Source organism: Duganella sacchari (assembly GCF_900143065.1).
Classification (GTDB): Bacteria; Pseudomonadota; Gammaproteobacteria; order Burkholderiales; family Burkholderiaceae_D; genus Rugamonas; species Rugamonas sacchari.
In genome coordinates this window covers 583,516-609,475 of sequence record NZ_FRCX01000001.1, presented here as the reverse complement: position 1 = coordinate 609,475, position 25,960 = coordinate 583,516, and the positions used below count along the sequence as shown (strand labels likewise).

At 62.5% G+C, this 25,960-nt stretch carries 21 protein-coding genes; 12 read left to right on the top strand and 9 right to left on the bottom strand.

All coding sequences use genetic code 11. The annotated features are described in order from the left end of the window. The first annotated feature begins 7 nt into the window (after window positions 1-7). From BUA36_RS02845 to BUA36_RS02810, 8 genes are all read left to right on the top strand, one after another. Window positions 8-283 carry a hypothetical protein gene (locus BUA36_RS02845; RefSeq protein ID WP_072781151.1) on the top strand — a complete coding sequence of 92 codons (276 nt, stop codon included), beginning with the start codon at window positions 8-10 and terminating at the stop codon, window positions 281-283. Between the two features lie 250 nt (window positions 284-533). Then, entirely contained in the window at window positions 534-1,541 is a 1,008-nt protein-coding gene (locus BUA36_RS02840) for a glycoside hydrolase family 53 protein (protein WP_072781150.1), read from the top strand. A gap of 98 nt (window positions 1,542-1,639) precedes the next feature. Further along, entirely contained in the window at window positions 1,640-3,889 is a 2,250-nt protein-coding gene (locus BUA36_RS02835; RefSeq protein WP_072781148.1) for a TonB-dependent receptor, read from the top strand. Continuing rightward, the gene (locus BUA36_RS02830) at window positions 3,889-4,815 is read left to right on the top strand and encodes a glycine betaine ABC transporter substrate-binding protein (protein WP_072781146.1); all 927 of its coding nucleotides are present in this window, start codon (window positions 3,889-3,891) and stop codon (window positions 4,813-4,815) included. Before BUA36_RS02835 ends, BUA36_RS02830 begins: the two co-directional genes overlap by 1 nt. Next, entirely contained in the window at window positions 4,812-5,960 is a 1,149-nt protein-coding gene (locus BUA36_RS02825; protein WP_084559953.1) for an ABC transporter permease, read from the top strand. The genes BUA36_RS02830 and BUA36_RS02825 overlap by 4 nt, the downstream gene beginning before the upstream one ends. Then, complete coding sequence (locus BUA36_RS02820) at window positions 5,957-6,952, top strand: ABC transporter ATP-binding protein (RefSeq protein WP_072781560.1); 996 nt, start codon at window positions 5,957-5,959, stop codon at window positions 6,950-6,952. The genes BUA36_RS02825 and BUA36_RS02820 overlap by 4 nt, the downstream gene beginning before the upstream one ends. Then, entirely contained in the window at window positions 6,949-7,689 is a 741-nt protein-coding gene (locus BUA36_RS02815) for an ABC transporter permease (protein ID WP_072781142.1), read from the top strand. The genes BUA36_RS02820 and BUA36_RS02815 overlap by 4 nt, the downstream gene beginning before the upstream one ends. Beyond that, the gene (locus BUA36_RS02810) at window positions 7,686-9,224 is read left to right on the top strand and encodes an HAL/PAL/TAL family ammonia-lyase (protein WP_072781140.1); all 1,539 of its coding nucleotides are present in this window, start codon (window positions 7,686-7,688) and stop codon (window positions 9,222-9,224) included. The genes BUA36_RS02815 and BUA36_RS02810 overlap by 4 nt, the downstream gene beginning before the upstream one ends. Here the strand turns inward: BUA36_RS02810 and BUA36_RS02805 are convergent. Then, a complete protein-coding gene (locus BUA36_RS02805; RefSeq protein ID WP_072781139.1) occupies window positions 9,184-10,803 on the bottom strand; it encodes a sensor domain-containing diguanylate cyclase in 1,620 nt (539 codons plus the stop codon). The genes BUA36_RS02810 and BUA36_RS02805 overlap by 41 nt on opposite strands. A gap of 187 nt (window positions 10,804-10,990) precedes the next feature. Between BUA36_RS02805 and BUA36_RS02800 the strand changes: the two genes are divergently transcribed. Beyond that, window positions 10,991-12,676 (top strand): methyl-accepting chemotaxis protein, encoded by a 1,686-nt coding sequence (locus tag BUA36_RS02800; protein WP_072781137.1) that lies wholly within the window; start codon window positions 10,991-10,993, stop codon window positions 12,674-12,676. A 3-nt stretch (window positions 12,677-12,679) separates the two neighbouring features. Here the strand turns inward: BUA36_RS02800 and BUA36_RS02795 are convergent, their stop codons facing one another. From BUA36_RS02795 to BUA36_RS02775, 5 genes are all read right to left on the bottom strand, one after another. Further along, window positions 12,680-14,143 (bottom strand): aldehyde dehydrogenase family protein, encoded by a 1,464-nt coding sequence (locus BUA36_RS02795; RefSeq protein WP_072781135.1) that lies wholly within the window; start codon window positions 14,141-14,143, stop codon window positions 12,680-12,682. 74 nt (window positions 14,144-14,217) lie between these two features. After that, window positions 14,218-14,706, bottom strand: coding sequence for a Dps family protein (locus BUA36_RS02790; RefSeq protein WP_072781134.1), 489 nt, complete (start codon window positions 14,704-14,706; stop codon window positions 14,218-14,220). 80 nt (window positions 14,707-14,786) lie between these two features. Next, window positions 14,787-16,190: an efflux transporter outer membrane subunit gene (locus BUA36_RS02785; RefSeq protein WP_072781132.1), complete on the bottom strand. Its 1,404-nt coding sequence runs from the start codon at window positions 16,188-16,190 to the stop codon at window positions 14,787-14,789. Next, window positions 16,187-17,341 carry an efflux RND transporter periplasmic adaptor subunit gene (locus tag BUA36_RS02780; protein ID WP_072781131.1) on the bottom strand — a complete coding sequence of 385 codons (1,155 nt, stop codon included), beginning with the start codon at window positions 17,339-17,341 and terminating at the stop codon, window positions 16,187-16,189. The genes BUA36_RS02785 and BUA36_RS02780 overlap by 4 nt, the downstream gene beginning before the upstream one ends. Further along, entirely contained in the window at window positions 17,331-20,570 is a 3,240-nt protein-coding gene (locus BUA36_RS02775; RefSeq protein WP_072781129.1) for an efflux RND transporter permease subunit, read from the bottom strand. The genes BUA36_RS02780 and BUA36_RS02775 overlap by 11 nt, the downstream gene beginning before the upstream one ends. A 295-nt stretch (window positions 20,571-20,865) precedes the next feature. Between BUA36_RS02775 and BUA36_RS02770 the strand changes: the two genes are divergently transcribed. Next, window positions 20,866-21,600: an alpha/beta fold hydrolase gene (locus BUA36_RS02770; RefSeq protein WP_084559951.1), complete on the top strand. Its 735-nt coding sequence runs from the start codon at window positions 20,866-20,868 to the stop codon at window positions 21,598-21,600. A 43-nt stretch (window positions 21,601-21,643) separates the two neighbouring features. On the opposite strand, the gene BUA36_RS02765 is transcribed toward BUA36_RS02770, so the two are convergent. Genes BUA36_RS02765 through BUA36_RS02755 form a run of 3 tightly spaced genes read right to left on the bottom strand, consistent with a single transcriptional unit; the run spans window position 21,644 to window position 23,728 of the window. Beyond that, the gene (locus BUA36_RS02765; protein ID WP_072781127.1) at window positions 21,644-22,999 is read right to left on the bottom strand and encodes a YncE family protein; all 1,356 of its coding nucleotides are present in this window, start codon (window positions 22,997-22,999) and stop codon (window positions 21,644-21,646) included. After that, on the bottom strand, window positions 22,996-23,391 hold the full coding sequence (locus tag BUA36_RS02760) for a DUF305 domain-containing protein (RefSeq protein WP_229255590.1): 396 nt from the start codon (window positions 23,389-23,391) through the stop codon (window positions 22,996-22,998). The genes BUA36_RS02765 and BUA36_RS02760 overlap by 4 nt, the downstream gene beginning before the upstream one ends. A 4-nt stretch (window positions 23,392-23,395) precedes the next feature. Next, a complete protein-coding gene (locus BUA36_RS02755; RefSeq protein ID WP_072781124.1) occupies window positions 23,396-23,728 on the bottom strand; it encodes a CzcE family metal-binding protein in 333 nt (110 codons plus the stop codon). Between the two features lie 128 nt (window positions 23,729-23,856). Here BUA36_RS02755 and BUA36_RS02750 point away from each other — a divergent pair, with 128 nt between their 5' ends. Next, entirely contained in the window at window positions 23,857-24,528 is a 672-nt protein-coding gene (locus BUA36_RS02750; protein ID WP_072781123.1) for a heavy metal response regulator transcription factor, read from the top strand. Continuing rightward, window positions 24,528-25,919, top strand: a complete 1,392-nt coding sequence (locus BUA36_RS02745) for a heavy metal sensor histidine kinase (RefSeq protein ID WP_084559950.1) — start codon at window positions 24,528-24,530, stop codon at window positions 25,917-25,919. Before BUA36_RS02750 ends, BUA36_RS02745 begins: the two co-directional genes overlap by 1 nt. Window positions 25,920-25,960 lie beyond the last annotated feature (41 nt).

Sequence of the window (25,960 nt, the reverse complement as noted above, 5' to 3'; positions counted from 1 at the left end):
GGATAATATGAAACCATCTAAAATAGTTTTGCTTGCGGTCCTCTGGAACTGCGTGAGCTTGCGAGCTGCGGCTGCCGATAGTACTTCGGCGATGAACTTGGATATCTACGGGCGTTGGCGTATCTCTAAAGTTCTTGGCGCTTCTGATATTGCTGCAATGTCCGATAAAGAGGCGCAGGGTTTCGTCGGGAAGACAGTGACGATCACTAAGAACGCTTTCTTATTCAACGGCGAGACTTGCGATGCGCCTTCTTACGAGCGATCGCAGGACGACCTGGTCTAATCATTCAGGGAGTTGGGGAACATGCGTGTTGCGGCTCTGGGTTTGCCCGATCCCGTGACCTCTATTGATGCTCGCTGCACGCACCTGTTTCTCAAAAAATCAGGCGTCATCGTCGTTCACTGGAACGGCTTTTATTTTGATGCGATAAAGCGGCGATGATCGTCGTGTGCCAGTCTCGCATATCGAATTTGCATGAATCATCTCAATCTTCTTATGCCTGCGATGTCCGGCCTTACGCTAGCATGGGTGCATGAAAAAAATTCTGATCTTGATGTTGATGGCGGCATCCTTCGCTGCCCATGCTGACTCTTTCGTCAAAGGCGCCGATGTCGGCTGGCTGCCGCAGATGGAAGCCACTGGCTACAAATTCCGCAATGCCCAGGGCAAGGAGGAGGACTGCCTGCAGATCCTGAAGGATCTCGGCATCAATACCATCCGCCTGCGCACGTGGGTGAATCCGTCTGACGACAGCGCCAGCGGCCACAATAGCAAGGACGAAACCGTGGCCATGGCGGTGCGTGCGCAGAAGATGGGCATGCGCGTCATGCTCAACTTCCATTACAGCGACAGCTGGGCCGACCCGCAGCAGCAGCGCAAGCCTGCGGCGTGGGCCAATCACGATTTCCCGCAGCTGCTGAAGGATGTCTACAGTTACACCTACGATGTCATGCAAGCCATGAAGCAGGCCGGCGTGACGCCCGAGTGGGTACAGGTGGGTAATGAGACGCGCACCGGCATGATCTACCCGGAAGGCCACACGGACAACTGGCCGCAACTGGCGCAGTTGATTAACCAGGGCTATGACGCCATCAAGGCTGTCAGCCCGGCCTCCAAGGTGGTGCTGCATCTGGACCGCGGCCATGACAACAAGTGGTTCCGCACCTGGTTCGATAACGCGAAAGCGCATGGCGCCAGGTACGATGTGATTGGCCTGTCCTACTATCCCTACTGGCTGGATGGCCGCCCGGACTACACCTTGTCGATCAACGACCTGGCTGCCAATATGAACGACATGGCAGCGCGTTACGGCAAGGAGGTCATGGTGGTGGAGGTGGGCGGCGAGGACAGTCAGCCGCAAAATACCTATGACATGCTGATGGCGGTGCAGCAGAAGGTGAGGGCGGTGCCGGACCACAAAGGGCTGGGCGTGATTTACTGGGAACCGCAGGGTGCGCGCAGCTGGAGCCACTACGAATTGAGCGCCTGGGGCGCCGATGGCCGTCCAACCAAGGCCATGGAAGCCTTCCGCGCCCGATAGCGGAAGAAATTATTATAAGGAAGATCGTTTATTTTCGTTTTCAGCAGATCAAGGCTTGTCTATACTTTTTCGCAAAGTAAAACAACCAAGGACTGCTGATGAGTAAAGCTTTGATGGCCGTGGTGTCGGCCGGTGCGTTCGCCGCCGTGCATGCGCAGGATGTTTCCGACAAAATTGAGAAGGTCGAAGTGACCGCAACCCGCACCGGCGCGGTCGATGTGCAGCAGGTGCCTGCTGCGATCACGGTGCTGAAGCCGGAGAGCCTGACCAAGTATGGCCAGGGTAATCTGACCGATATCGCCAACCTGGTGCCGGCCATGTCGGTGCAGGAGCAGGGGCCTGGCGTCAACAACATCACCATGCGCGGCCTGGTAGTACGCGGCATTGTGCCGTCCGAAGTGCAGGATGCATCGCTGGTGGCGGTGTATATCGATGAAATGCCGGTGACGCTGAAGTCGTCCAACCCGGACCTGAAAGTGCTGGACCTGGAACGCGTGGAAGTGCTGCAAGGTCCGCAAGGTACGCTGTTCGGTGCAGGCGCCATGGCGGGCACGGTGCGCCAGATTACGCAAAAGCCCGAGTTTAATGACTTCTTTGGTTCGGTGGAAGCAGTCGGTTCGCGCACCTCCAAATTTGGCGGTACCAATCACAATCTGCGCGCCACGGTCAACGTGCCGGTCAAGGATGATGTGCTGGCACTGCGTTTGACAGGCTATACTGGAAACGATTCCGGCTATGTGCGCAACGAGCAGACCGGTGGCACCACGAACGCCGTGTCGACCAATCAGGCCCGCGTGGCCGCACGCCTGCGCGCGACGCCGGATCTGCTGATCGATGCCAGCATCATCGCCTCCAACATCAAGGGCGGCATCAATGACGCTTATTCCGGCCTGGCGCCATACACCACCACTTCGCTGACGCCGCAGACCAGCAACGACAATCTGCAGCTGTACAACCTGACGCTGAATTACGATGCGGGTGTGGCGCAGCTGGTGTCGTCCAGCTCTTATCTGCAACGCGATACGCTGTACGTCAACTCGGGCCAGTACAAGGCCACGGCCTTCATCTTTGGCGGCCAGTCGCCGCTGATCGGATCGTCGTACGTGATCGGCAACGCGCTCAAGGATTTCGCGCAGGAGTTCCGCCTGCAGTCGAAACCGGGCGGCCCGCTCAAGTGGACCGCAGGCGCCTTCTACACCCAAGGCAAGCGCGATCTGCGCCAGGATCAGCCTACGCCAGGCTTTGATGCACGCTTCGCCACCGCCCACAACTTCCCTGGCTATAACTCGCAGCAGAACGATAATGCGTTCACGCCCGACGACTACTTCTCCGGCACGCAGAACATCAAGTCGCGCGAAGCGGCAGTGTTTGCGGAAGCGACTTACACCGTGTGGGATAAGCTGGACCTGACGGCCGGCCTGCGTCTGTTCCGCGGCACGCAGGACTTCGACCTGAAGTTCACTGGCCTGTTCGGCAATCTGGTCAACTCCACGCCAGCCGCACCGCATAGCGCGCAGCCGGAAGTGAGCACCAGCAGCGAAACGTCCAAGGGCGCCAATCCGCGCTTCGCCGCAGCGTATCGCCTGGATGAAGACCACACGCTGTACACGTCGGTGGGCAAGGGCTTCCGCTATGGCGGTAACAATCAGCCCGTGCCGTTCAACTTCTGCGGCGTGAATGCGCCGTCGACCTTCTCGCCGGACAGCCTGTGGAACTTTGAAGCCGGTTCCAAGAACACGCTGTTTGATCGCCGCGTGACCTTCAACGCCAGTGCTTACCTGATCAAGTGGAAGGACGTGCAGGTCTTCGACAAGCTGCCATGCACCTACTACTTCACGCAGAACGCCGGCAAGATCCGTAGCGAAGGTGTGGAACTGGAGAGCTTCTTCAAGGTGTCCCGCCAGGCCTCGGTTGGCCTGAGCGCGACCTTCAACCATGCTTACGCCACTGAGACGGTAGTCACCGGCATCCCGGCGCAGAACATCCCGGCCGATGCACGCGTGCCATATGCACCGAAGTTTGCCGCTATCGCGACTGCCAACTACACGATCCCGCTGGCAGGCAAGGAAGAGATTGCGCTGTCGGCCAACTATGCGCACCGTGGCGAGGCGTACACCAACTTCGCCTCGTCGCAGGGCAGCTATTCGCGTATCCCTTCGTCGAATACCTTGAATGCGACGGCGGTCTACAAAACCGGGCCATATGAATTCGGCCTGTTTGGCACCAACTTGACCAATGGCGCCAAGATTAGCGACGTGACCACCAACACCATCGCGATTCAGCCGGGCGATAACCTGTACATGATTCGTCCGCGTACGGTGGGCTTGCGCGTCAAGGCGCGCTTCTGATGTACCAGTGGCTGACAACACGGCTTGCAGCATCGGTGCTGCTGTTGTCGGCCCCGGCATGGGCTGCCAGCGGAGACGCCATCGTGATCGGCTCCAAGATCGATACGGAGGGTGCGCTGCTGTGCCCTCTGGTGGGATTGACATTGAAAGCCCATGGCATCAAGGTGATTGAAAAGTGCGGCACCGGCGCCACGCAGGTGGTGCGCAAGGCTTTGCTGGCGGGAGAGATTGATGTTTATCCCGAATACACCGGCAATGCGCCTTACCTGATCAAGAACGTCCGTTTTACACCGGGCACGTTCCGCGATGCCGCCAGTGGCCACGCGGCCGGCGCGGCGGCGGACCTGGCGCAGAACGGCATTGTGTGGCTCAAGCCTGCACCCGCCAACGTGACCTACGGTTTTGCAATGCCGGCCAAGCTGGCGGCTGCGCAGGGCATCACGTCGCTGACGCAGCTGGCTGCGTACATCAATGCTGGCAAGCCGTTCAAGGTGGTCGTCAGCCAGGAATTTGTTGACCGTGCCGATGGATTGAAGGCGTTTGAACACGCTTACGGTTTCAAGCTGGCGCCGTCGCAGTTGATCATTCTGCCGGGGGGGAATACGGCGCAGACCGAGTCCGCTGCCGCACGCGGCACCAGCGGCGCCAATGCGGCCATGGCCTACAGCACCGATGGCCAGCTGGCGGCGATGGGACTGGTGGGGCTGAATGACACCGGCGCCGCTGCCGATATCTACCAGCCTTTGCTCACCATCCGCAGCGAGGCCTTGAAAAAATATCCGGCCATTCCGGCCATCATCGAGCCTGTTTTTGCCACGCTGGATACCGCCACGCTATCGCGCCTCAACGCCCGCATTGTGGTTGGCGGCGAACCTGGCACCAAGGTGGCGGAGAAATACCTGCGTGAGAAAGGATTCCTGAAATGAGCGCAGCACTTCCTTTACCTCTATCCCGCAAGACAGGCTTGAACTGGCCGCTGGCGGCAGCGCGGCCGAACGCCATTGCACTGACTGCGGTGGTCATCGGTTTGCTGTCTTTGCAGTGGCCATTTGTCGTGCTGCATCCAAACCGCGTAGCGCCGGATGGCGATGAGTTGACCGTCTTTGGTCTGGGCGGCATGTGGGCGGCGCTGATTGTGAGTGGCTGGCTGCTGCAAGCTTTAGCCGTCTGGCTTGCGCGTGGACGTGTGCGCGCACCGGCATTGGCGCTGTCGCTGGCCTGGGCAGCATCGGCCAGCTATGCAGCGTTGACATGGGGCGCTGTGGCGCTGTCGGGCGATCAGGAATGGGCGCGTGTCGCCATTGCTGGTGGGGCATGGGGCACATTGGCGGCGGTGTACATCGGCGCCTTTGCCCTGTACGCGGAAGCGCCACGCTGGCTGGCGTTGCCGGTGCTGGCGTTGGCGGCATTGGCATTCGCCGCGCCGTACCAGCATTTGGGCGTGGTGATGGAATATCAGATGGCGGCAGACGTCTTCCGTGATGAGCTGCTGCAGCATTTGCTGCTGGTAGCGGTTTCGCTGCCACCGGCGATGTTGCTGGGCGCCGCCATCGGTTTGCTGGCTGCGCGCAAAAGGGCGCTGGAGAGCGTGCTGCTGGGCGCTGCCGGTCTGCTGCAAACCATTCCGTCGATTGCCTTGTTTGGACTGCTGTTGCCGATCGTGGGCTTGGGAGCCAAGCCGGCCATATTGGCAATGGTGCTATATGGTCTGTGGCCTGTGGTCGTCAACACGCACACGGGTCTGGGCGCCGTGCCGCCCGCCATGCTGGATGCGGCGCGCGGTGTCGGCATGAGTGCATGGCAGATGTTCTGGCGGGTGGAGCTGCCGCTGGCGGCGCCGTTCTTTGTGGAAGGCGTACGCGGCGCGATGCTGATGCTGATTGGCCTGGCGACGGTGGCGGTACTCATCAACGCTGGAGGCCTGGGCTATTTTCTGCTGCGCGGCACGGAGCAGGCGGTGCCGGATCTGGTGCTGCTGGGGTCTTTGCCGGTTGTGGCGCTGGCCTTTGCTGCCGATGCCGTCATGCGTTTGCTGGCATGGCGCCTGGCGCCGAAGGGGAGAGTGGCATGATCAGCCTGCGTAACATCGAAAAACAATATGACGGCGTGCAAGCGCTCAGGCACGTCAATCTGGATATCGCCGATGGCGAACTGGTGGTGCTGATTGGCCCGTCCGGCTGCGGCAAATCGACGCTGCTGCGCACGGTGAACCGCATGACGGAACCGAGTGCAGGGCAGATCATCATAGACGGCCGCAATGCGCTGGAAAGCGATCCGGTACTGCTGCGCCGCTCCATCGGCTATGTGATTCAGAACGTGGGGCTGTTCCCGCACATGACCGTGCGCGAGAATGTGGCCGTGGTGCCGCAGTTGCTGGGATGGGATAAAGCCAAACGCCTGCGCCGCGCCGATGAAATGCTGGAGCTGGTGCGCCTGGATCCGGAGCGGTTTGGCAGCCGCTATCCTGGCCTGCTGTCCGGCGGACAGCAGCAGCGCGTGGGAATCGCACGCGCGCTGGCGGCCGATCCCGCAGTGCTGCTCATGGACGAACCTTTCAGCGCGGTCGATCCGATCACCCGCGAGCAGCTGCAGGAAGAACTGCTGCGCATTCAGCGCGATGTGCGCAAAACCATCCTCTTCGTCACCCACGATATCGATGAAGCGATACGCCTTGGCGATAAAATCTGCCTGATGCGCGACGGCGCGGTGGTGCAATACGCCGACCCGGATACCATGCTGCGACAACCAGCCGATGCGTTTGTGGCGCAGTTCTTTGGCCAGGAGCCTGCACTGCGCCGCCTGGCGCGGCATAGCGTCGCGGACTTCGTACGCACCGATGCGGCCAGCCTTGCCGCTGCTGCCAAAGCGTTGAACGAGGGAGCCGCAAGCGTCACGCTCACCACTGGCGCGCGCACGGCGCTGAGCAAACTGCTGGATGGCCAACCTTTGCTGCCGGTCGTGGACCACGCGGGAGCCGTGGCCGGCCTGGTGGCATTGGCAGATCTGACGCTGGCGCAGACACCCGCTGCCGCATCGCACGTCAATCGTGTGCTGGCAGCATGACACGCTCGCGCATCGAAGCGGCGCTGGCGCTGCTATGCTGGCCGGCGTTATGGCTGGTCTATCGTCAAGAAGACTGGTGGCGCGCGGTACTGGCGCCATTGGCCGGACCAGACCAGCCGGTGCTGTATGAACGCATCCAACTACTCGATGCCGCACAAAGCCATGTGCTGATTGTGCTGACAGCCATGGCCTTTGTCGTTGTGCTGGGGGTACCGCTGGCGATACTGGCCACGCGTACCGCTGGCAAACCTTTGCTGCCGCTGATCGCCAACACCGCCACCATCGGTCAGACGCTGCCGCCCATTGCCGTGCTGTTTCTCGTCACGCCGGTCGTCGGTTTCGGACCGCAGGCCATGATGTTCGCGCTGTTCACCTATGGCCTGATGCCGACCGTGCAAGCTACGCTGACCGGCTGGCGCGAGATCGACGCCGACGTGCGCCGTGCCGCCGAAGGCATGGGCATGGGACCATGGCGTCAATTGCTGACGGTGGAGCTGCCATTGGCGCTGCCTGGCATGCTGGCCGGCATCCGCACCAGTTTGATCTTGTCGGTAGCGACAGCGTCGCTGGCGCCGATCACGGGCGGTGTTAGCCTGGGTACGCCCATCGTTTCGGGCCTGGCGGTGGACAATGCTTCGCAGGTGATGGAAGGTGCGCTGGCCGTGGCGTTGCTGGCGCTGTGCAGCGACTATTCCATGCGGGTGCTGCAGCGCCGCCTTACACCGTGGCGGGCATGATTAGGCTTGATGATCGCCCGCTCGACTGGCGAGAAGTGGCACAGGTTGCACGCGGCGCGAAGCTGGCGCTGGGCGATGCTGCGCTACAGCGTCTGCATGACGCGCGGCGCATTGTCGACCGCATTGTTGATGATGGCACGCGCGCCTATGGCATCAATACCGGCCTTGGCGCGCTGTGCGAACAGATACTGGCCCCGCAGGCACTGGCCGCGCTATCACTCAATACCTTGAAGAGCCACGCTTGCGGTGTTGGTGCTCCGCTGGACGATGAACTGGTACGCGCCATCATGTGCACGCAGGTGGCCAATTACAGCCATGGCAAATCCGGCATCACCCCAGCTTTGGTGGAAGGCCTGACGGCGCTGCTGAACCAGAACCTGATACCCGTCGTGCCAGCGCGCGGTTCGGTGGGCTACCTGACGCATATGGCGCATATCGGCTTGCCGTTGACTGGCTTGTGGCAGCTGCGCTCCGGCGGCATCGTGCAGGACGCACGTCAGGCACTGATGGATGCAGGACTGGCGCCGCTGTCGCTGGCGGCCAAGGATGGCCTCAGCCTCGTCAACGGCACGCCCTGCATGACTGGTCTGCTGTGTGTAGCGCTGGCGCGTGCCGAGCGTTTGCAGAAGTGGGCCGACATCGTTGCTGCCATGAGTTTCGAGGCCTTGCGTGGGCAGCTTGCGGCATTCGATAGCGATGCGCTCGCACTCAAGCCACACGCTGGCGCGCAGGCCGTTGGTCGCAACTTGCGCGCACTGCTGGACGGCGGCGCGCTGCTGCAAGCCTCGCAAGGATTGCGCTTGCAGGATGCATTGAGCCTGCGCGCGATTCCACAAGTGCATGGCGCCACCCGCGACCAGCTTGCGCATGTGGCCAGGCAGGTCAACATCGAACTGGCTTCCGCTACCGACAACCCGCTGGTAACGGGAACGCCGGACAATTACCGCGTGATGTCGCAAGCGAATCCGCATGGCCAGTCGCTGGCGTTTGCAGCAGACCTGTTGACGATCGCGCTGGCGGAACTGGGCGGCATCGCCGAGCGCCGCATCGACCGTCTGGTGAATCCGCTGGTCAGCGGCCTGCCAGCCTTCCTGGTCGAGGACAGCGGCGTCAATTCCGGCCTGATGATCGTGCAGTATGTCGCTGCATCGCTGGTGGCGGAAAACAAGGTGCTGTCGCAGCCGATGGTGGTCGATAACTATGTCACGTCGGCGCTGCAGGAGGACCATCTGAGCCTGGCCACGCCAGCCGCGCTGAAGGCCTTGCAAGTCATCGAAAACAGCGAGCGCATACTGGCATTGGAATATCTGACAGCAGGGCAGGCATTGTCGTTTCATGCGCCGGAATCGCTGGCCTGTGGCACCCGTGCCGCATTGGCGCTGTTGCGCGAGCATGTGGACGTGTACACGGAGGACCGCATCCTGGCGCCGGATATTGCCGCCGTCACTGCCATCATCCAGGGCGAAGAGGGCATAGGCCGCGTCGAAGCCCAGCTCACCGCACCCGGACAATCCGCTCCGCACCGACTGGATTGATGGCGTAGCCGTTGCGACCAGCGGCCTTCACGCCGTACAAGGCCTGGTCGGCGGCGCGCATCAGGTCTTCGCTGGTCGCCATCGAATTGCCGCAGATGGCAATGCCGATGCTGGCGCGTACCTCGCGCTGTAAGGTGCTGATGAAGAACGGCGGCTGCATGGCGTCGATGATGCGCTTGCCCAGTACATCCATTTCCAGGGTTGAAGACAGCTGTTCAAACACGATCACGAATTCGTCGCCGGCCAGCCGTGCCACCGTATCCGTGGTGCGTACGGTGGCTGTCAGGCGCCGCGCGAACTCGATCAGCACCTGGTCGCCGCCGGCATGGCCCAGCGTGTCGTTGATGTCCTTGAACTGGTCAATGTCCAGCATCGCCAGTGCCACCGGCTGGCCCGAGCGCGCAGCGCGTGCCAGCGCCTGCGGCAGAAACGCATCGAACATGCGGCGGTTATTCAAGCCGGTCAGCACGTCGGTAGTCGCCAGCCGGTGCAATTCCTGCTCCGCCTCCGCGCGCCGTTGCGACAAGCCATAGAACGCCCGGCTCAAATGGCCGAATTCATCGCGGCGCGCGACGTCAAATACGGCGATATCGGCACGGCCGGCGCTGATGTCTTCCACATGGCGGTGCAGCCGCCGCAATGGACGCAGCAGCCCTTTGGTGATCGCCCAGCCGAACAGGCCTGCAATGGCGGTCAGCATGGCAGCGCCCATCAGTGCGCGCAGACGCACGCTGAGCATGGACGAAAACGCGCTGCGTACCGGATAAGACAAACCGATGACCCAGTCCACCTCGCGCAAGCGCTTGTGCACCAGCAGTACCGGCACTCCTTCATCCAGCACGCCGTCTTCCCAGCCTTCGTCGTTGCGTAGCACGGCTTCCAGCAGCGAGCCTGGCGCATCGTCGCTGGTTTCGAGTATGCGTGCCTTGTCCGGGTGGTGCACCATGACGCCTTTGCTGGTGACGATGAACAGATAGCCATCCGCACCGGCGCGCAGTGCATCCAGCTGTGCGGAAAATGAAGGACGCAGCAGATCGATGGCGCCCAGGATGATGCCGATGACCTTACCGTCCGCGTCATGCAGCGGCTGCGTCAGTACCACTACCGGCTGTCCGGAAAGCGTGCTTTTGAAGGGCGCCGAAATCACGCCTTCATGCAGCTTGAGAGTGTCGCGAAAATATTCGCGTTCGGCGATGTTGATTTGCCGCGTCTGGCGATTGCGCAGGCTGGCGACCAGGTTGCCAGCGAGGTCGAAGGCGGTGACGTTGAAGAAGGCATCGCGCAGCGTCTCATGCGCTTCCAGCAGCGGCTGGAGTTGATCCACCGGCAGGCCGCGCGCGTCGATCTCCTCGCTGATGGCCTTGAGCAGCTCGTGTTTATCCTGCAGGTCGTTGTCGATGAACGCGGCGGCCCCGGTCAGCAGGGATAGCTCCTGGCGGCCTATTACCTGCCGCAGTTCGGATTCGGCAATCAGCAGCGAGACGCCGCCAGCGCCTATGCCGGCAAACAACACCAGCGCAATCACCAAGGCGCTGATCTTGAATTTGAAGCTGTAAAAGAAACCGGGAATAGGCCGCATGCTCGCTCCTGACTTGCACGTCTATGGCTGGTAAAAACCAGTATATCGCTTTGCCGCGCCACCTAGCGCCGTGCTGGGTGCGGCGTTGCCCACAAATCTTCAACTAGTTTATTGATCTTGTTATATGGAAATTATTGGTTTAAGCTGGTTAAATGTTACACAACGCTTAAAACGATAGGAAACAATTATGTTTGCCAATTTGACCATTCGCACCCGCTTGATCGCCACCATGGCTTTGCTGGGAATTCTGATCATTTTCATTGGCACCCGTGGCGTGCTGGCGCTGCACACGTCGAACAATGTTCTGAAAGACGTGTATGCCAATTCCATGGTGTCGATGAAAGCCATTTACGAAGCGCAGATCCAGATTGACCGCGCCCGCTTGTCGCTGGACCGCGTGGCGCTGAAGCCGGATGCGGCCAACGCGCAGGAAACGCTGAAGCGCGCGCAGGACTTCATCGACGGGAATGAAAAATTCTGGAAGAGCTATCTGGCCCTGCCGTTCGGCGATGGCGAGAAGGCGCTGGCCGACCAGGTCGAGTCCACGCGCCAGGCCTTGCTCAAGGATGGCCTGCAGGCTGCCATCAAGGCGCTCGGCGACAAGAACCAGGCCGAGATCGACCGCCTGATGCTGGGCGAGGTGACGCGCCTGTTCCGCCTGTATACCGATGCCTCGGAAAAGCTGACGACCTACCAGCTCAAGTCCACCGCCGAGCAGTACGACGAAAGCCAGGCGTCCTACGACCGCAATATGATGCTGGCGGTAGCCGCCATCGTAGTCGGCATCGTGCTGGCGGCGGTGTCCGGCGTGCTGCTGCTGCGCGCGGTAATGGGACCACTGGACCAGGTGCGGACGCACTTCCATGCGATGGCCGGCGGTAATCTCTCCAACCATATCGAGCAAGGCCGCAAGGATGAAATGGGCGAGATGATGGAAGGGCTGTCGCAGATGCAGGAGCGCCTGGCCGGTACGGTGCGCAGCGTGCGCGAAGGCAGCGATGCAATTGCGACTGCCAGCAGCGAGATCGCCGCCGGTAACCTCGACCTGTCGCGCCGCACCGAACAGCAGGCCGCCAATCTGGAAGAGACGGCGTCGTCGCTGGAAGAACTGACCTCCACCGTGCGCCAGAATTCCGAGAATGCGCGCCAGGCCAATGCGCTGGCGGTATCGGCGTCCGACATCGCCGTCAAAGGCGGTGAACTGGTGACGCGCGTGATTGACACCATGGGGTCCATCACCCAATCGTCCGACAAGATTGCCGACATTATTGGCGTGATTGACGGTATCGCCTTCCAGACCAACATCCTGGCGCTGAATGCCGCGGTGGAAGCAGCGCGCGCCGGTGAGCAGGGCCGTGGCTTCGCCGTGGTGGCAACCGAGGTGCGCAACCTGGCGCAGCGTTCGGCCGCAGCGGCCAAGGACATCAAGGCGCTGATTACGGATTCGGTGGAGAAGGTGGGCAGCGGCAGTGCGCTGGTCAACGAGGCTGGCGAAACCATGCAAGACATCGTCACCAGCGTGCGCCGTGTGACCGATATCATCAGCGAGATCAGCCAGGCCGGCCTGGAGCAGGAAACCGGCATTGAACAGATCAATATTGCGGTGGCCGAGATGGATACGGTCACGCAGCAGAATGCCGCACTGGTGGAAGAAGCAGCTGCCGCATCGCAGGCCATGCAGGAGCAGGCCGTCAAGCTGGCGGAGATGGTGGCGGTATTCCAGGTGGCGGGCAGCAGCGCGGTGGCACGCCGTCAACCGGCAGCGGTACGTTCTACTGCGGTTGCCACCACCCAGCCGCTGCGCCGTCCTGCACCGAAGGCCGCAAAGCCTGCATCCAAAGCGGCGGCAGCGGATGAGTGGGAAGAGTTCTGATGCTTACAGCAGCGGCAGGCGCAGCATGTCCACCGTTTTACGGATGATGAAGTTGCGCTTGCTGGTGTAGGGCGGGAAGAACAGTTTGATCGTCATGATTGGCGACGACTTCAACACCGCCCGTTCGTGCGAGAACGCCTTGAAGCCATACTCGCCGTGGGCATTGCCGATGCCCGAGTTATTCACCCCGCCAAACGGCAGGTTCCCGTGCGCGAAATGCGCCACGCAGTGGTTGACGCAGGCGCCACCTGAGCTAGTGCGCTGCAGTACCCGGCCGATATTGCCCTGGTCGCGGCTCCAGATGTATAAGGCCAGCGGCTTCGGTGCGGCGTTGATGGTGGCGATGACCTGATCCAGATCGTTGTACGGTATGATCGGCAGCAGTGGGCCAAAAATCTCTTCCGACATGATTTCCGCATCGGCGGGTACATGCTCCAGCAGGGTTGGCGCCACATAGTGCGCGGCTTCATCGACCACGCCACCGCAGCTGACTTTCGCACCGCGCTGCACCGCATCCTGAAGCAGGCCCGCTACGCGCTGCGTGTGGCGCAGGTTGACCACGCGTGCCAGGTCCGGGCTTTGCTTCTGCTGCGCGTCCGTTTCGCCGTAGCGCGCTTGCAGCACTGCGCGGCAGGCGCTGACGAAAGCGTCTTTCACGGCTTCGTGCACATACACATGGTCGGGCGCCACGCAGGTCTGGCCGTTGTTGATGAACTTACCCCACATGACGGTTTCCGCCGCCAGTTTGAGGTTGGCCGTCTGGTCAACGATGGTGGGCGACTTGCCGCCCAGTTCCAGCGTCACGCTGGTCAGGTGTCTGGCAGCGGCAGCCATCACCAGTTTACCGACGGCGGGCGATCCGGTGAAGAAGATGTGATCGAAGGGCAGGGCCAGCAGCGCCTGCGAGGTCTCCGCCGCGCCTTCAAAGATGGCGACTTCGTTTGGCGGAAACACGTCCGCCATCAGCTCCACCAGCAAGGCCGATACGGCCGGCGTCATTTCGGAAGGTTTGATGATGGCCGTATTCCCCGCCGCGATGGCAGAGACCAGTGGGCCAAGGCAAAGGCTGAACGGGTAATTCCACGGTGCGACGATCAGTACGCGGCCGCGCGGCTGGTACTGCACCTTGGCCGAGGTGCCCAGCATGGTGCTGGTCGGCCAGACCTTGTGCGGTTTCATCCAGCGTTTGAGGCGGCCCAGCACGTGGCGGATTTCATCCAGCACCGGCAGCAGTTCGGACGCTTCCACCTCGGCGGGCGGCTTGCGGAAGTCTTTTTCAAAGGCGGTGTAGATCGCCTCGCGGCGGGCGAGGATGGCGTCGCGCAGGCGCTTGACGCGGGCCAGGCGTTCGGCCGCGGTGGACTCGCGCCAGCGTAATGCGGTAGCGAGTTGCGCGTCGAACGCGGTGGTGATGGTCTCCAGATTGGCGTTGGCCGTTGCAGCAAACGAGTCGCGTGGCTGGTTCATGCAAGCTCTCCTTATTATTGGAAGAGCAAGCGTAGCATGATTGCCACGCGCCAGACTGGCAGAAACCCTCTAAATTACTCTTCGAGCAGGCTACGCAACATCCACGCGGTTTTCTCGTGGACGTCCAGGCGCTGAGTCAGCAGGTCAGCGGTCGGCTGGTCGTCAGCCTTGCCGACGACCGGCAGCAGCTTGCGCGCGGTGCGGGCCGTGGCTTCCTGCGCGGCGACCAGGTGGCGCACCATGTCCAGCGCAGCCGGCACGCCTTCCACTTCCTTGATCGTGGCCAGCTTGGCGAATTGGGCGTAGGTGCCCGGCGCCGGGTAGCCCAGTGCGCGGATGCGTTCCGCGATCTGGTCCAGCGCTGCCCATTGTTCGGTGTACTGCGTCATGAACATCTGGTGCAGGGAGTTGAACATCGGACCCTTCACGTTCCAGTGGAAGTTGTGGGTCATCAGGTACAGCGTGTAGCTGTCGGCCAGCAGGCCAGACAGACCATCGGCGATGGTGGCGCGGCTTTTCTCGGAAAGGCCAATATCAATCTTGATCGCTTTAACACCCATCATGTAGCTCCTTGGTTGGTTACTGACCCAGCCATTGTAGCGCTATGCCGCCTTGTCTGCCTGTCCCGCTGGTCATAGCCTTCTCAGGCTGACCAGCCGCCGCCGACGGCCTTCACCAACTGCACGCCGGCCTGGCGGTAGCGCGTGGTCAGATCCAGTTCGCTGCGGCGCGCCTGCAGGTACGCCGTTTGTGCCGTCACCACTTCCAGGTAGCTGGCAGCGCCCTGGTCGTAGCGTTTCTTGGCCAGGTCCAGCGCGCGGCGCGCGGCATCGGCTGCCGAGTGGTCAAACCTGGCGGCTTCGTCGTAGTTGTTGAGCAGCGCGAGCTGGTCTTCCACTTGCTGGAAGGCGGTCAGCACGACAGCGCGGTAACGCTGGCCCGCTTCGTCCAGTACCGCTTCGGCGCTGGCGATTTGCGCTTTGCGGCGGCCGCCGTCCAGCAGGCTGACAGCGATGGTCGGGCCGACTGCCCAGAACAGGTTGGAGACGCGCGCGAACTGGTCGAAGTTGCTCGACTGCAGGCCGGCCTGCACGCCCAGCGTCAACGACGGGAACAGCGCAGTGCGCGCCACGCCTACCTGGTCGCTGGCGGCCGCCACGCGCAGTGCGGCGGCGGCGATGTCGGCGCGGCGCTGCAGCAGTTGCGATGGCAGGCCTACCGGCACCACAGGCGCGGTGAAGCTGGCGTCCGGCGCCGGCGCTACCGTAAAGCTGGCCGCATTGGCGCCCACCAGCGCGGCAACCGCATGTTCCTGTACGCTGCGCTGCGCCTGGCGCTGGCGCAGCAGGGAGCGGGTGGATTCGAGCTGCGTTTCTGCGCGCGCCAGATCGAGGCCGGAGGCAGTACCGCCGTCATGCCGCTGGGTCATCAGGTCGGCCTGGCGCTTGTAGGCGGCTTCGGTTTCGCGCAGCAGCTTGATGTCGGCATCGGCGCCGCGCAGTGCCAGCAGCGCATCGGCCAGCTGGATCTGCAGCGACAGGCGCGCCGCCGCGAGGTCCGCATTGGCAGCACGTTCCTGCGCCTCGCCAGCGCTGACTTGCTTGCTGATGCGGCCCCACAGATCGACTTCGTAGCCGAAGTCCAGCGTCAGCGTGCCGCTGTTGTATTCAGCAGGCGAGGTGGCGCCGCGCAGCGGCTTGAGATCGGACTGGCGGATGCGCTGGCCATTCAGCGAGGCGCCCAGTTGCGGCGATTCGGCCGAACGCAGTACGCCCGTTGCGGCCTGCGCCTGCTTGTAGCGCGCCAAGGCGCTGGCCAGGTCCGGGCTGTTGGCGATGAGCTGCTGCTCCAGCGCATCCAGCTGCGGGTCCTGATACATGGTCCACCAGTCGGCTGGCATCAATGGCGTTTTGGCGTTGGCATCGGCCCAGCCTGCGGGAATGTCGCGGAAGCTGTCGGCCATCGGTACGGCAGGCGGCTGCTGCACCGGCGCTTGCGCACAGGCGGCCAGCGCCAGGGCTAAGGTAGTAGCGTAAATAATCTTCACAGCTTGGCCTTCGTCGTCGTGGCGGCGGCAGCTACGCGGACAGCGTCGCCGGTGGACACGCCATCTGGCGGATTGGCGATGACACGGTCATTGCGGTCGATGCCGGAAGCGATTTCCAGCGCGCTGCCCAGGTCACGGCCGACCGTGATCTGCTTCATCACCACGCGGTTGTCGTTGCCTACCGTCGCCACCTGCGTGCCGGCCTTGTTGAAGATCAGCGCACTTGGCGGGATGCTCAGGGCACTGCCGGCCACCGGCGCGTCGAAGTGGATGGAGGCGTAACCGCCTGGCAGCAGCTCGCGGTTGTCGTTCTGCACGGTCAGCTGCACTAGCATGGCGCCGGAGCTGGCGTTGATCGATTGCGACAGCGACTGCACGGTCGCGGTGAAGACTTTGCCCGCGCGTTCAGGCACGCTCAGTTCCGCCTTGTCGCCGACCTTGATCGCAGCGACCTGGCGCTGCGGCACGTTGACGTACACGCGCAGGCGGCTGATGTCGGACACCACGAATAATTCGCTACCCGGTACGCCGCCGACGCTGATCAGCGCGCCCACATCGGTATTGCGTGCGGTGACCACGCCATCGAATGGCGCCACCAGGCGGGTGTAGCGCTGCAAGGCCTGCACGCGGTCCACGTTGGCCTGCATGGCGTTGACGGCGGACTGCTTGGCCGCCAGGTCGCCAGCTTTTTCATCGGCTTCCTGATGCGAGACGGCGTCCGCCGCCAGCAGGCCTTGCCAGCGCTTGGCGGTGCTGGTGGCCAGCGTCAGGTTGCTGCGTGCGGTTGCCAGTTCAGCTTTGGCTTGCAGCAGTTGCTGGTCGAGGTCCGGCGTTTCGATGTCGGCCAGCGTCTGGCCCGATTTGACGGGCGCGCCGATGTCGACGTTCCAGTTTTTCAGATAGCCGCTGACGCGGGCGTAGATCGGTGCACGCGCCCACGGCTCAATACGCGCCGACAGTTCCAGCGGCGCGCCGGTGACCTGGCCCACGGTCAGGATGCTGACGGTAGGGATCACCGGGGCATTGGCTTCCTTGACCTGCTCCGCTTGCGAACGGCGGCTCAGGATGCCGGCCGAAACCAGCGCGGCAGCGAGGACGATCAGACCCAGGGCCAGCGGCTTGTGACCCATACGAGAAGTTTTAGTTTGCATGGACAGGTGCTCCGGAAATAGGTTGGTCGTTGGATTTGGTATCAGGTGCCGTACCCGGTGCGGCTTTTTTCTTGTGCACGATGCTGAACAGTACAGGCACGAACAGCAGCGTCGCTGTGGTGGCGAAAATCAGGCCGCCGATCACGGCGCGGCCCAGTGGTGCATTCTGCTCGCCGCCGTCGCCCAGGCCCAGCGCCATCGGCAGCATGCCGATGATCATGGACAGGGCGGTCATCAGCACGGGACGGAAGCGCACCGAGCCCGCTTCCAGCGCGGCGGCGGTAGCGTCACCCAGTTCGTCCAGGCGTTCACGCGCAAACGAGATCACCAGCACCGAGTTGGCGGTGGCTACACCCATGCACATGATGGCGCCCGTCAGGGCAGGCACGGACAGCGTGGTATTCGTTGCGAACAGCATCCAGACGATGCCGGCCAGCGCGGCAGGCAGCGCCGAGACGATCACCGCCGGGTCCAGCCACGACTGGAAGTTCACCACGATCAGGAAGTAGATCAGCACCACGGCGCCCAGCAGGCCAAACAGCAGGCCGGCAAACGCGCGATCCATGGTCTTGACCTGGCCCAGCATCTGCACGGTGGTGCCTTTTGGCAGATCGGCCCTGGTATCTTCCAGCACCTTGTTGATGTCCTTGGCGACAGAGCCAAGGTCGCGGTCCTGGGTGGTCGCGTAGATCTGCACCATCGGCGCGATATCGTACTGGCTCACGATCGCCGGTGCGGTACCGCGTTCGAAGCGTGCCACGCCGCCCAGCGTTGCGTTGCCCGTATTGGCGCCGTTACCGACCGGCAGATTGGCCAGCGACGACAGCGAATCCAGCTGCGGCTGCGGGGTCTGCATGACAATCGGGTAGCTCACGCCGTTGGCCGGGTTCAGCCAGAAGGTTGGTGCAACCTGCGAGGAACCGGCCAGGTTGACCACCATGCTGTTGGTGATGTCGCGGGTGGTCAGGCCCAGTTGCTGCGCCTGCGTGCGGTCGACATCGACCTTGAACACCGGCGCTTTGTTGGACTGCTGGATGCGCGCGTCCGCCACGCCAGGGATGGCGCGGATGCGCTTGAGCAGCTTGTCGGCGTAGACGTAGTTGTCGTCGATCTTGGCGCCACGGATCTGGATATCAATCGGCGCTGGCGAGCCAAAGTTCAGAATCTGGCTGACGATGTCCGCTGGCGGGAACGAGAAGGTGGTGTCCGGGAATTCTTCCGGCAGCACGCGGCGTAGCTTGCGCACATATTCCGCCGTCGGCGCGTGTTCTTCGCCGAGGGCGATCTGGAAGTCGCCGTCCTGCGTGCCCATCATGCCGGTGTTGTTGTACACGGTGTTGATCGAGCTGGCCGGCATGCCGATGTTGTCGGTCATGGTGACGATTTCCTTGGCCGGGATCACGCGGCGGATGGCCTGCTCGATTTTGGCGAAGCGCGCTGCGGTTTCTTCGATACGGGTACCGACCGGCACGCGCACGTGGATCAGCACCTGGCCCGAGTCGACCGACGGGAAGAAATTACTGCCCAGGAAAGGCACCATCGAGAACGACGCCACCACTACCACCAGGAAGCCGATGATGAATTTCGGACGGTGGGCGATGGCGTATTGCAGGATGCCCATATAGCCTGTGCGTACGCGTTCGAAGCGGGCTTCAAACGCGCGCTGGAAGCGTACCAGCGGATTGCTTGACGGCGCAGGCTTGCCATGGCCGCCGTGGCCGTGGGCGTGGCCTTCGCCCGTGTCGTGCGGCTTGAGCAGGTAGTTGGCCATGGTCGGCACCAGGGTGCGCGACAGGATGAAGGAGCAGACCATGGCGAAGATCACCGCTTCCGCCATCGGTACGAACAGGAAGCGCGAGACGCCGTCCAGGAAGAACATCGGCACAAACACGATACAGATACACAGCAGTGACACGAAGGCCGGGGTGGTGATCTGCGCCGCGCCGTCAAGGATGGCGGCTTCCACCGGCTTGCCGTGTTCAAGGTGCCAGTTGATGTTTTCAATGGTGACGGTTGCATCGTCCACCAGGATGCCCACGGCCAGCGCCAGGCCGCCCAGCGTCATCAGGTTGAGCGATTCGCCGATGGCGGACAAGGCGATGATGGAACCCAGGATGGACAGCGGAATCGAGACCGCGATGATGATGGTCGAGCGCCAGCTGCCCAGGAACAGCAGGATCATGAGGCTGGTCAGCACGGCGGCGATCACGCCTTCCGATGCCACGCCTTTGATGGCGGCGCGTACGAATACGGATTGGTCATTGATCGGCGTGGCGTTCAATGCTTCCGGCCAGCCCGGTTTGAGCGCCTCGATCTTGGCGCGGATGCCGTCCACAATCGCCAGCGTGGAGGCGGAGCCGTTCTTCAGCACCGACATCAGCACCGAACGGCTGCCATCGACGTGCACGATGTTGGTCTGCGGCGCGTTACCGTCGTGGACATTGGCGATGTCGCCCAGGTAGATGGTGGCGCCGTTGACCACCTTCACCGGCAGGCGGGCCAGGTCGGCGATGGCCGATGGCGCGCTATTGAGCTGGATGGTGTATTCCAGGCTGTCGATTTTCTGCGTACCCACCGGGGTCAGCACGTTCTGTGCGGCCAGTGCGTTGGCGATATCCTGCGCCGACAGGCCGCGCGCCTGCAGCAGCGCAGGATCGACGTCAATCTGCACCTGGCGTTGTTTGCCGCCGTACGGCAGCGGGATCGCGGCGCCAGGCACGCTGACCAGCGGCGTCCGCACGGTGTTGGTACCCAGGTCGGACAGCTGCTGTTCGGACAGGCCTTTGCCAGATAGCGCTACCTGCAGAATCGGCACCGTCGCAGCGTTGTAGTTGATGATCAGCGGCGGCGTAATCCCGGCGGGCATCTGCTTCAGCAAGGCTTGCGAGATTGCTGTCACCTGGGCATTGGCCACGGCCACGTTGACGCCAGGCTGGAAGAAGATCTTGACGATACTGACGCCGGTGAAGGTGTTGGCTTCAATGTGTTCGATGTCGTTGACAGTGGTGGTCAGCGCGCGCTGGAACAGCGTGGAAATGCGGCCGGCCATCTGGTCGGGCGGTTGGCCGGTGTACTGCCATGCCACCGCAATCACCGGGATTTTGATGTCGGGGAAGATGTCGGTCGGCGTGCGCAAGGCGGCCAACGGACCAGCGATCAGCAGCAGCAAAGCCATGACCACAAATGTATAGGGGCGCCGAAGCGCCACGCGGACGATATCAATTAACACAAGGTTTCCCCCAGGGACGGACTAACCGCGCAACATGGCGCAGTACTCTTTTTGATTAATGCGGCGGCATCGCATGACCTTATGAGCCAGGCTAATGAATGCGATATTGCAGTAAAGTAAGTTACTACATTGCTGAAATTTTAGCTGCTTAATGGTTACGGCTGACTTAAGAATTGTTTCTGTAATGTATCGTTGTGTATCTGCTGGAATGTAATCTGTTTGTAATGCGGGCGTCATCTTGTGGTCAGAGGGGGATTTTTATACTGGACTCGCTCTCAACCAACAAGGAACATACATGAAAAAGCTGATATTTGCTGGCGCCCTCTCGGCGCTGCTTTCCGGCGGCGCGACAGCGGCCGTCAACAACATCGTGCTGGTGCATGGCGCCTATGCGGACGGCTCGTGCTGGAACGATGTGATCGCGCGTTTGCAGAAGGCCGGCAAGCATGTGACGTCGGTGCAGAATCCCCTGACGTCGCTGGCTGACGATGCTGACGCGACCCGTCGTGCGCTGGCGCAGCAGGATGGTCCGGTGATTCTGGTCGGCCACTCGTGGGCGGGGACCGTGATCAGCGAAGCGGGCACGGATGCCAAGGTGGCGGCGCTGGTGTATGTGGCAGCGCGCGCTCCGGATGCGGGCGAGGACTATGCGGCCCTGGCGTCGACCTTCCCGGCGGCGCCGGCGAGCAAGGGTCTGGTCAAGACGCCGGACGGCTTTGCGCAACTGAGCGAGGAGGCGTTTGTGCGCGACTTCGCGGGGGACCTGGAGCCGGCGCGCGCCCGCGTGCTGTATGCAGGGCAGGGGCGGATTTCGCAGACGCTGTTTGCTTCGCGCACCACGGCGGCGGCGTGGAAGGTCAAGCCGACGTACTACGCGGTGTCGGCCAATGACCGTACCACCTCGCCGGAACTGGAGCGCTTCCTGGCCAGGCGCATGGGCGCCAAGACCATCGAGCTGCAATCCAGCCATCTCTCGATGATCTCGCACGCCGACGAGATTGCGAACCTTATCCTGGGCGCGGCCAAATAACCCCGCAACCTTAAGCGATACGCCAGCCTTACCACTTAAGGGTTCAGCGCACGCTAACCAGCACCGCCGCGCCGCCGGCCTCCTTCACCGTGATGGTGGAGGGGGTATCGCTGGCGGCAGCTGAACGCACCGGACCGATCATGGTGCCGTTGGCCATGCCCATGGCATTCGTGCGGAAGCTGCCGATCGGTGCGGCCTGGCCGCTGATGTAGACGTCGTATTGCGCGTCCGGCTTCAGCTTGTACAGGAAAGCTTCGATGGCGTCCACCACGCCCAGGTTGCGCACGACGATAAAGCCTTTGCCAGCATCGCCGGTCGGCTTGAGCTGGATGTTGTGCGCGTCCTGATTCACACGCGGCACCAGGTTGGCGCGGTCGTCGGCGCTGGCCGCAACGTTGGACAGGTAGACCAGCGCTTGCGGCGCCTGCCCACCGCCCATCGTAGCGATGATCTGGTTGGTGGCAGTGTCGATGACCTGCACGCCATCGCCGTTTTCCAGTCCGACGTAGACGCGGGTGTTGTCGTCCGAGGTCCAGGCGCCATGCGGCAGGGCGCCGGTGGCAATGGTCGCCAGCAGCCTGGCTTCCTTGCCAGTGCTGTAGACCTTGACCGCGTTCTCGCCACCCACCGTGACATAGGCGCGCACCTCGCCGCCCACTTTGGCAAACGCCAGGTGGTTGGTAATAAATCCGGTGTCGATCACGCCGGTGACTTCCAGTGTCGTAGTGCTGATGCGCGTGACCTTGCCGACGTCCTTGTGCGTCATCCAGATCTCGCTGTAGTCCGGCGTAAATTGCAGGAAGGGCGAAAACGGGCTGGCCACGCTGATGCGCTTGATGACGGCATGCGAGGCCACATCGATGATATCCACTGTCGGCGTAAAGCTGGATACCACAAACGCCAGCTTGCCGTCCGGATGGAACTGCACCATGCCCGGTCCCAGGTCGGTCTGGATGCGGCGCGTCTCCTTGAGTGTGACGGGATCGATGACGGAGATGTAGTCCTCGCCGCGCACCACCACCCATACCTCCTTGCCATCGGCGGTGAAGAAGCCTTCATGCGGCGAGCGGCCTACATAGGTTTTGCCTTTGACCTTGTTGGTGGCGGTGTCGATGAAGGTCACCGAGTTGGAGCCATTGGCAATTGCGATCAGGGTTTTGTGATCGGGCGAAAAGCCCAGGCCATGGACATTGATTTCGCCACGGTACAACGGCGACAGCACGTCTGGCCGCGCGTTGCCCAGTTTGATCTGGCCAAGCAGCATATTGCTGGCGGGGTTGAACACCGAGATGGTGTTGGTATTCTGGTCGGCGGTGTAGAAGCGGTCCAGCGGCGAAGGCGCTGCGGCGGCACAGGTACAACATAGCGCGGCAGCTGCGGCAAGTGCGAGTTGCTTCATTGGGTAGTCTCCTTGTGACGTTGCAGCCAGGCCTGCATGACATTGATCTCGTTCTGCTGCTCGGCGATGATGCCGAGCGCCAGATTGCGGATTTCCGGGTCCTGGGTGTGTAGCAGCACGGCTTTGGCCATATCGACGGCGCCCTGGTGATGCGGCATCATCATGGTGACGAAGTCGTGCTCCGCCACGCCGTTCATGGGCGCCTGCTGCATGCCGGCGTCCATCACGGCCATGGCGTCGTCCATCAGCGCGCTGAATGACTTGGCGCTGCTGGCAACGAAGGCGGCGGGTGGCGCTGCCTCGGCGGCGGCGCTGCCGTGATGGTGGTGTTCCTGCGCTTGCGCTCCGGCCGCCACCAGCGGCAGGAGGACTGCGGTGATTGCGGCGCGCACGGGATCAGCCGCGGTACAAGGGATTGCTGCCGACGTACACCGTCACCACGCCGGCCGGGATGGCGTCGGGCGCGATTTTCGACAGGTCGAACGCTTCTTCGCTGTGCAGCGTGTCAAAATGCCAGGTGACGCTTTTGCCGTTGATGTCGAAGGTGACGGTGTCGCCGTTGTTCACGTTGACCCATTTGGTGGAAGGATTGATAGTGATGCGCTGATCCGCGTTGGCAGCGGCGGTGCGCATGCCGAATTCCGGATGCGGGTTGACGGTGGCGTGGGCGGCGCCGGTGCTGGCGGCGATGGCAGCGGCGATCAAGGTGGTGCGCAGTGCGTTGAACATGGTGCTTCCTTTCGTGGTTGAGTGAAGATGGAGGCCAGTCTAAGGAGCGGGTGCTGACAGGAAGATGACGTCCAAATGACAGATTTGTAATCCCTGCGGCCCTGTAAAAGGCCGACAATGAGGGCATCATGAAGATACTGATTGTTGAAGACGAACCGAAGGCGGGCGACTATCTGGTCAAGGGCCTGCACGAATCCGGCTATGTGGCGGACCTGGCGCGCAATGGCGTCGATGGGCTGGCGCTGGCGCTCGAGCATGACTATGAACTGATCGTGCTGGACGTGATGCTGCCGCAGATGGACGGCTGGACGGTGCTCGGCAAGCTGCGCGAGCGGAAGGAAACGCCGGTGCTGTTCCTCACCGCGCGCGATGATGTAGTGGACCGCGTCAAGGGCCTTGAACTGGGCGCGGACGATTACCTGGTCAAGCCGTTCGCATTTGCCGAACTGCTGGCCCGCATCAAGACGCTGATGCGGCGCGGGCCGGTGCGCGAAGCGGAAGTGATACGCGTGGCCGATCTGGAAATCGATGTGCTGCGCCGCCGTGTGATGCGCGGCGGCCAGCGCATCGAGCTCACGGCCAAGGAATTCGCCCTGCTGCACCTGCTGGCCAAGCGCCAGGGCGAGGTGCTGTCGCGCACGCAGATCGCCTCCATGGTGTGGGACATGAACTTTGATTCCGACACCAATGTGGTCGATGTGGCGATCCGCCGCCTGCGCGCCAAGGTGGACGATCCGTTCCCGCGCAAGCTGGTGCAGACGGTGCGCGGCATGGGCTATCTGCTGGAGGAGCGTGCCTGATGCGCCGGCCGATGTCGTTGACGCTGCGCGTGGCCATGCTGCTGTCAGCGGTGGTGGTGACCAGCTTTGTGGCGGTGGGCGCGTATCTGTATCTGACCTTGCAGCAGCAGATGGCCAACCGCGACGACGCCGAGCTTATTGCCAAGGCCGGACAGCTGCGCCGCATCGTCGCCAGCCTGCCGTCGGCGGACGCCATCGCGCGGGATGGCAAGCCGCTTACCGATGCGCTGTTTGGCCATCATGACTTCATGCTCAGGGTGAATGCCGCCGATGGCCGCCAACTGCTGCAAACCTCGGTGACTTCGCGCCCGCTGCCGCAGGTGGACAGCGTGCCGGCCCAGCGCGTGCTGACGCTGGCGGACATCCATGACTGGCAGCCCGCCACGGGCATCGGCCGCATGGTGCGCGCGGCGGGCGTGGCGGGCGCCGATCCGGTACAGATTACGCTGGCGCGCGAGCGCTCCGACCGGCTCAAGCTGCTCAGCACTTATGCCATCGATCTGCTGGTGGCGCTGTGCGGCGGTGCACTGCTGGCCACGCTGCTGGGTTATGTGGCGGTGCGCCATAGCATGCGGCGGCTGCGTTCCGTGGTCGCCAAGGCCAACGATATCAGCACCAGCCGCATGAATACGCGGCTGTCGGTCAAGGACGCGCCGGTCGAGCTGCGCGAACTGGGTGAGGCCTATAACGCCATGCTGAACCGGCTCGAGGATGGCGTGCAGCGCCTGTCCGGCTTTGCCGCCGACCTGGCGCATGACATGCGTACGCCGGTCAACACGCTGATGCTGGAAACGCAGGTGGCGCTGTCGCGCCCGCGCACGCCGGAAGAGTACCAGCAACTGCTGGCGTCCAATCTGGAAGAGTACGAGCGGCTGGCGCGCATGATCGAGAACACGCTGTTCCTCGCGCGCGTCGATAACGCCCAGCTGGCGCTGCAGCGCGAAACGCTGGACCTGCAGGTGGAGCTGCGGCGCATCCACGACTATTTTGAGATCCTCGCGGACGATGTGGGCGTGCGCCTGAGCGTCGATGCCGCGCCGCTGCGGGCGGAGGTCGATCCGGTGCTGCTGCGCCGCGCCGTAAATAACCTGGTGTCGAACGCCATCCGCTACACGCCGGCCGGCGGCACGGTGACGCTGGCGGCGCGCGCCGTCGCGGATGGCGTCGCGCTGACGGTGAGCAATTCCGGCCCCGGCATCGCGCCCGAACATCTGCCCCATGTATTCGACCGCTATTACCGCGCTGACCAGGCGCGTTCCGACCAGTCCCATTCCGCCGGCCTTGGCCTGTCCATCGTGCGCGCCATCATGGAATTGCATGGTGGAAAGATCTCGGTGGACAGCCAGCCGGGCGAGTGCACAGTATTTACGCTGTTCTTCAAAAAAAACTAAAAAAGCGTGTCGAATTCTGCGATGCTGCTTCGTCGTAGGGA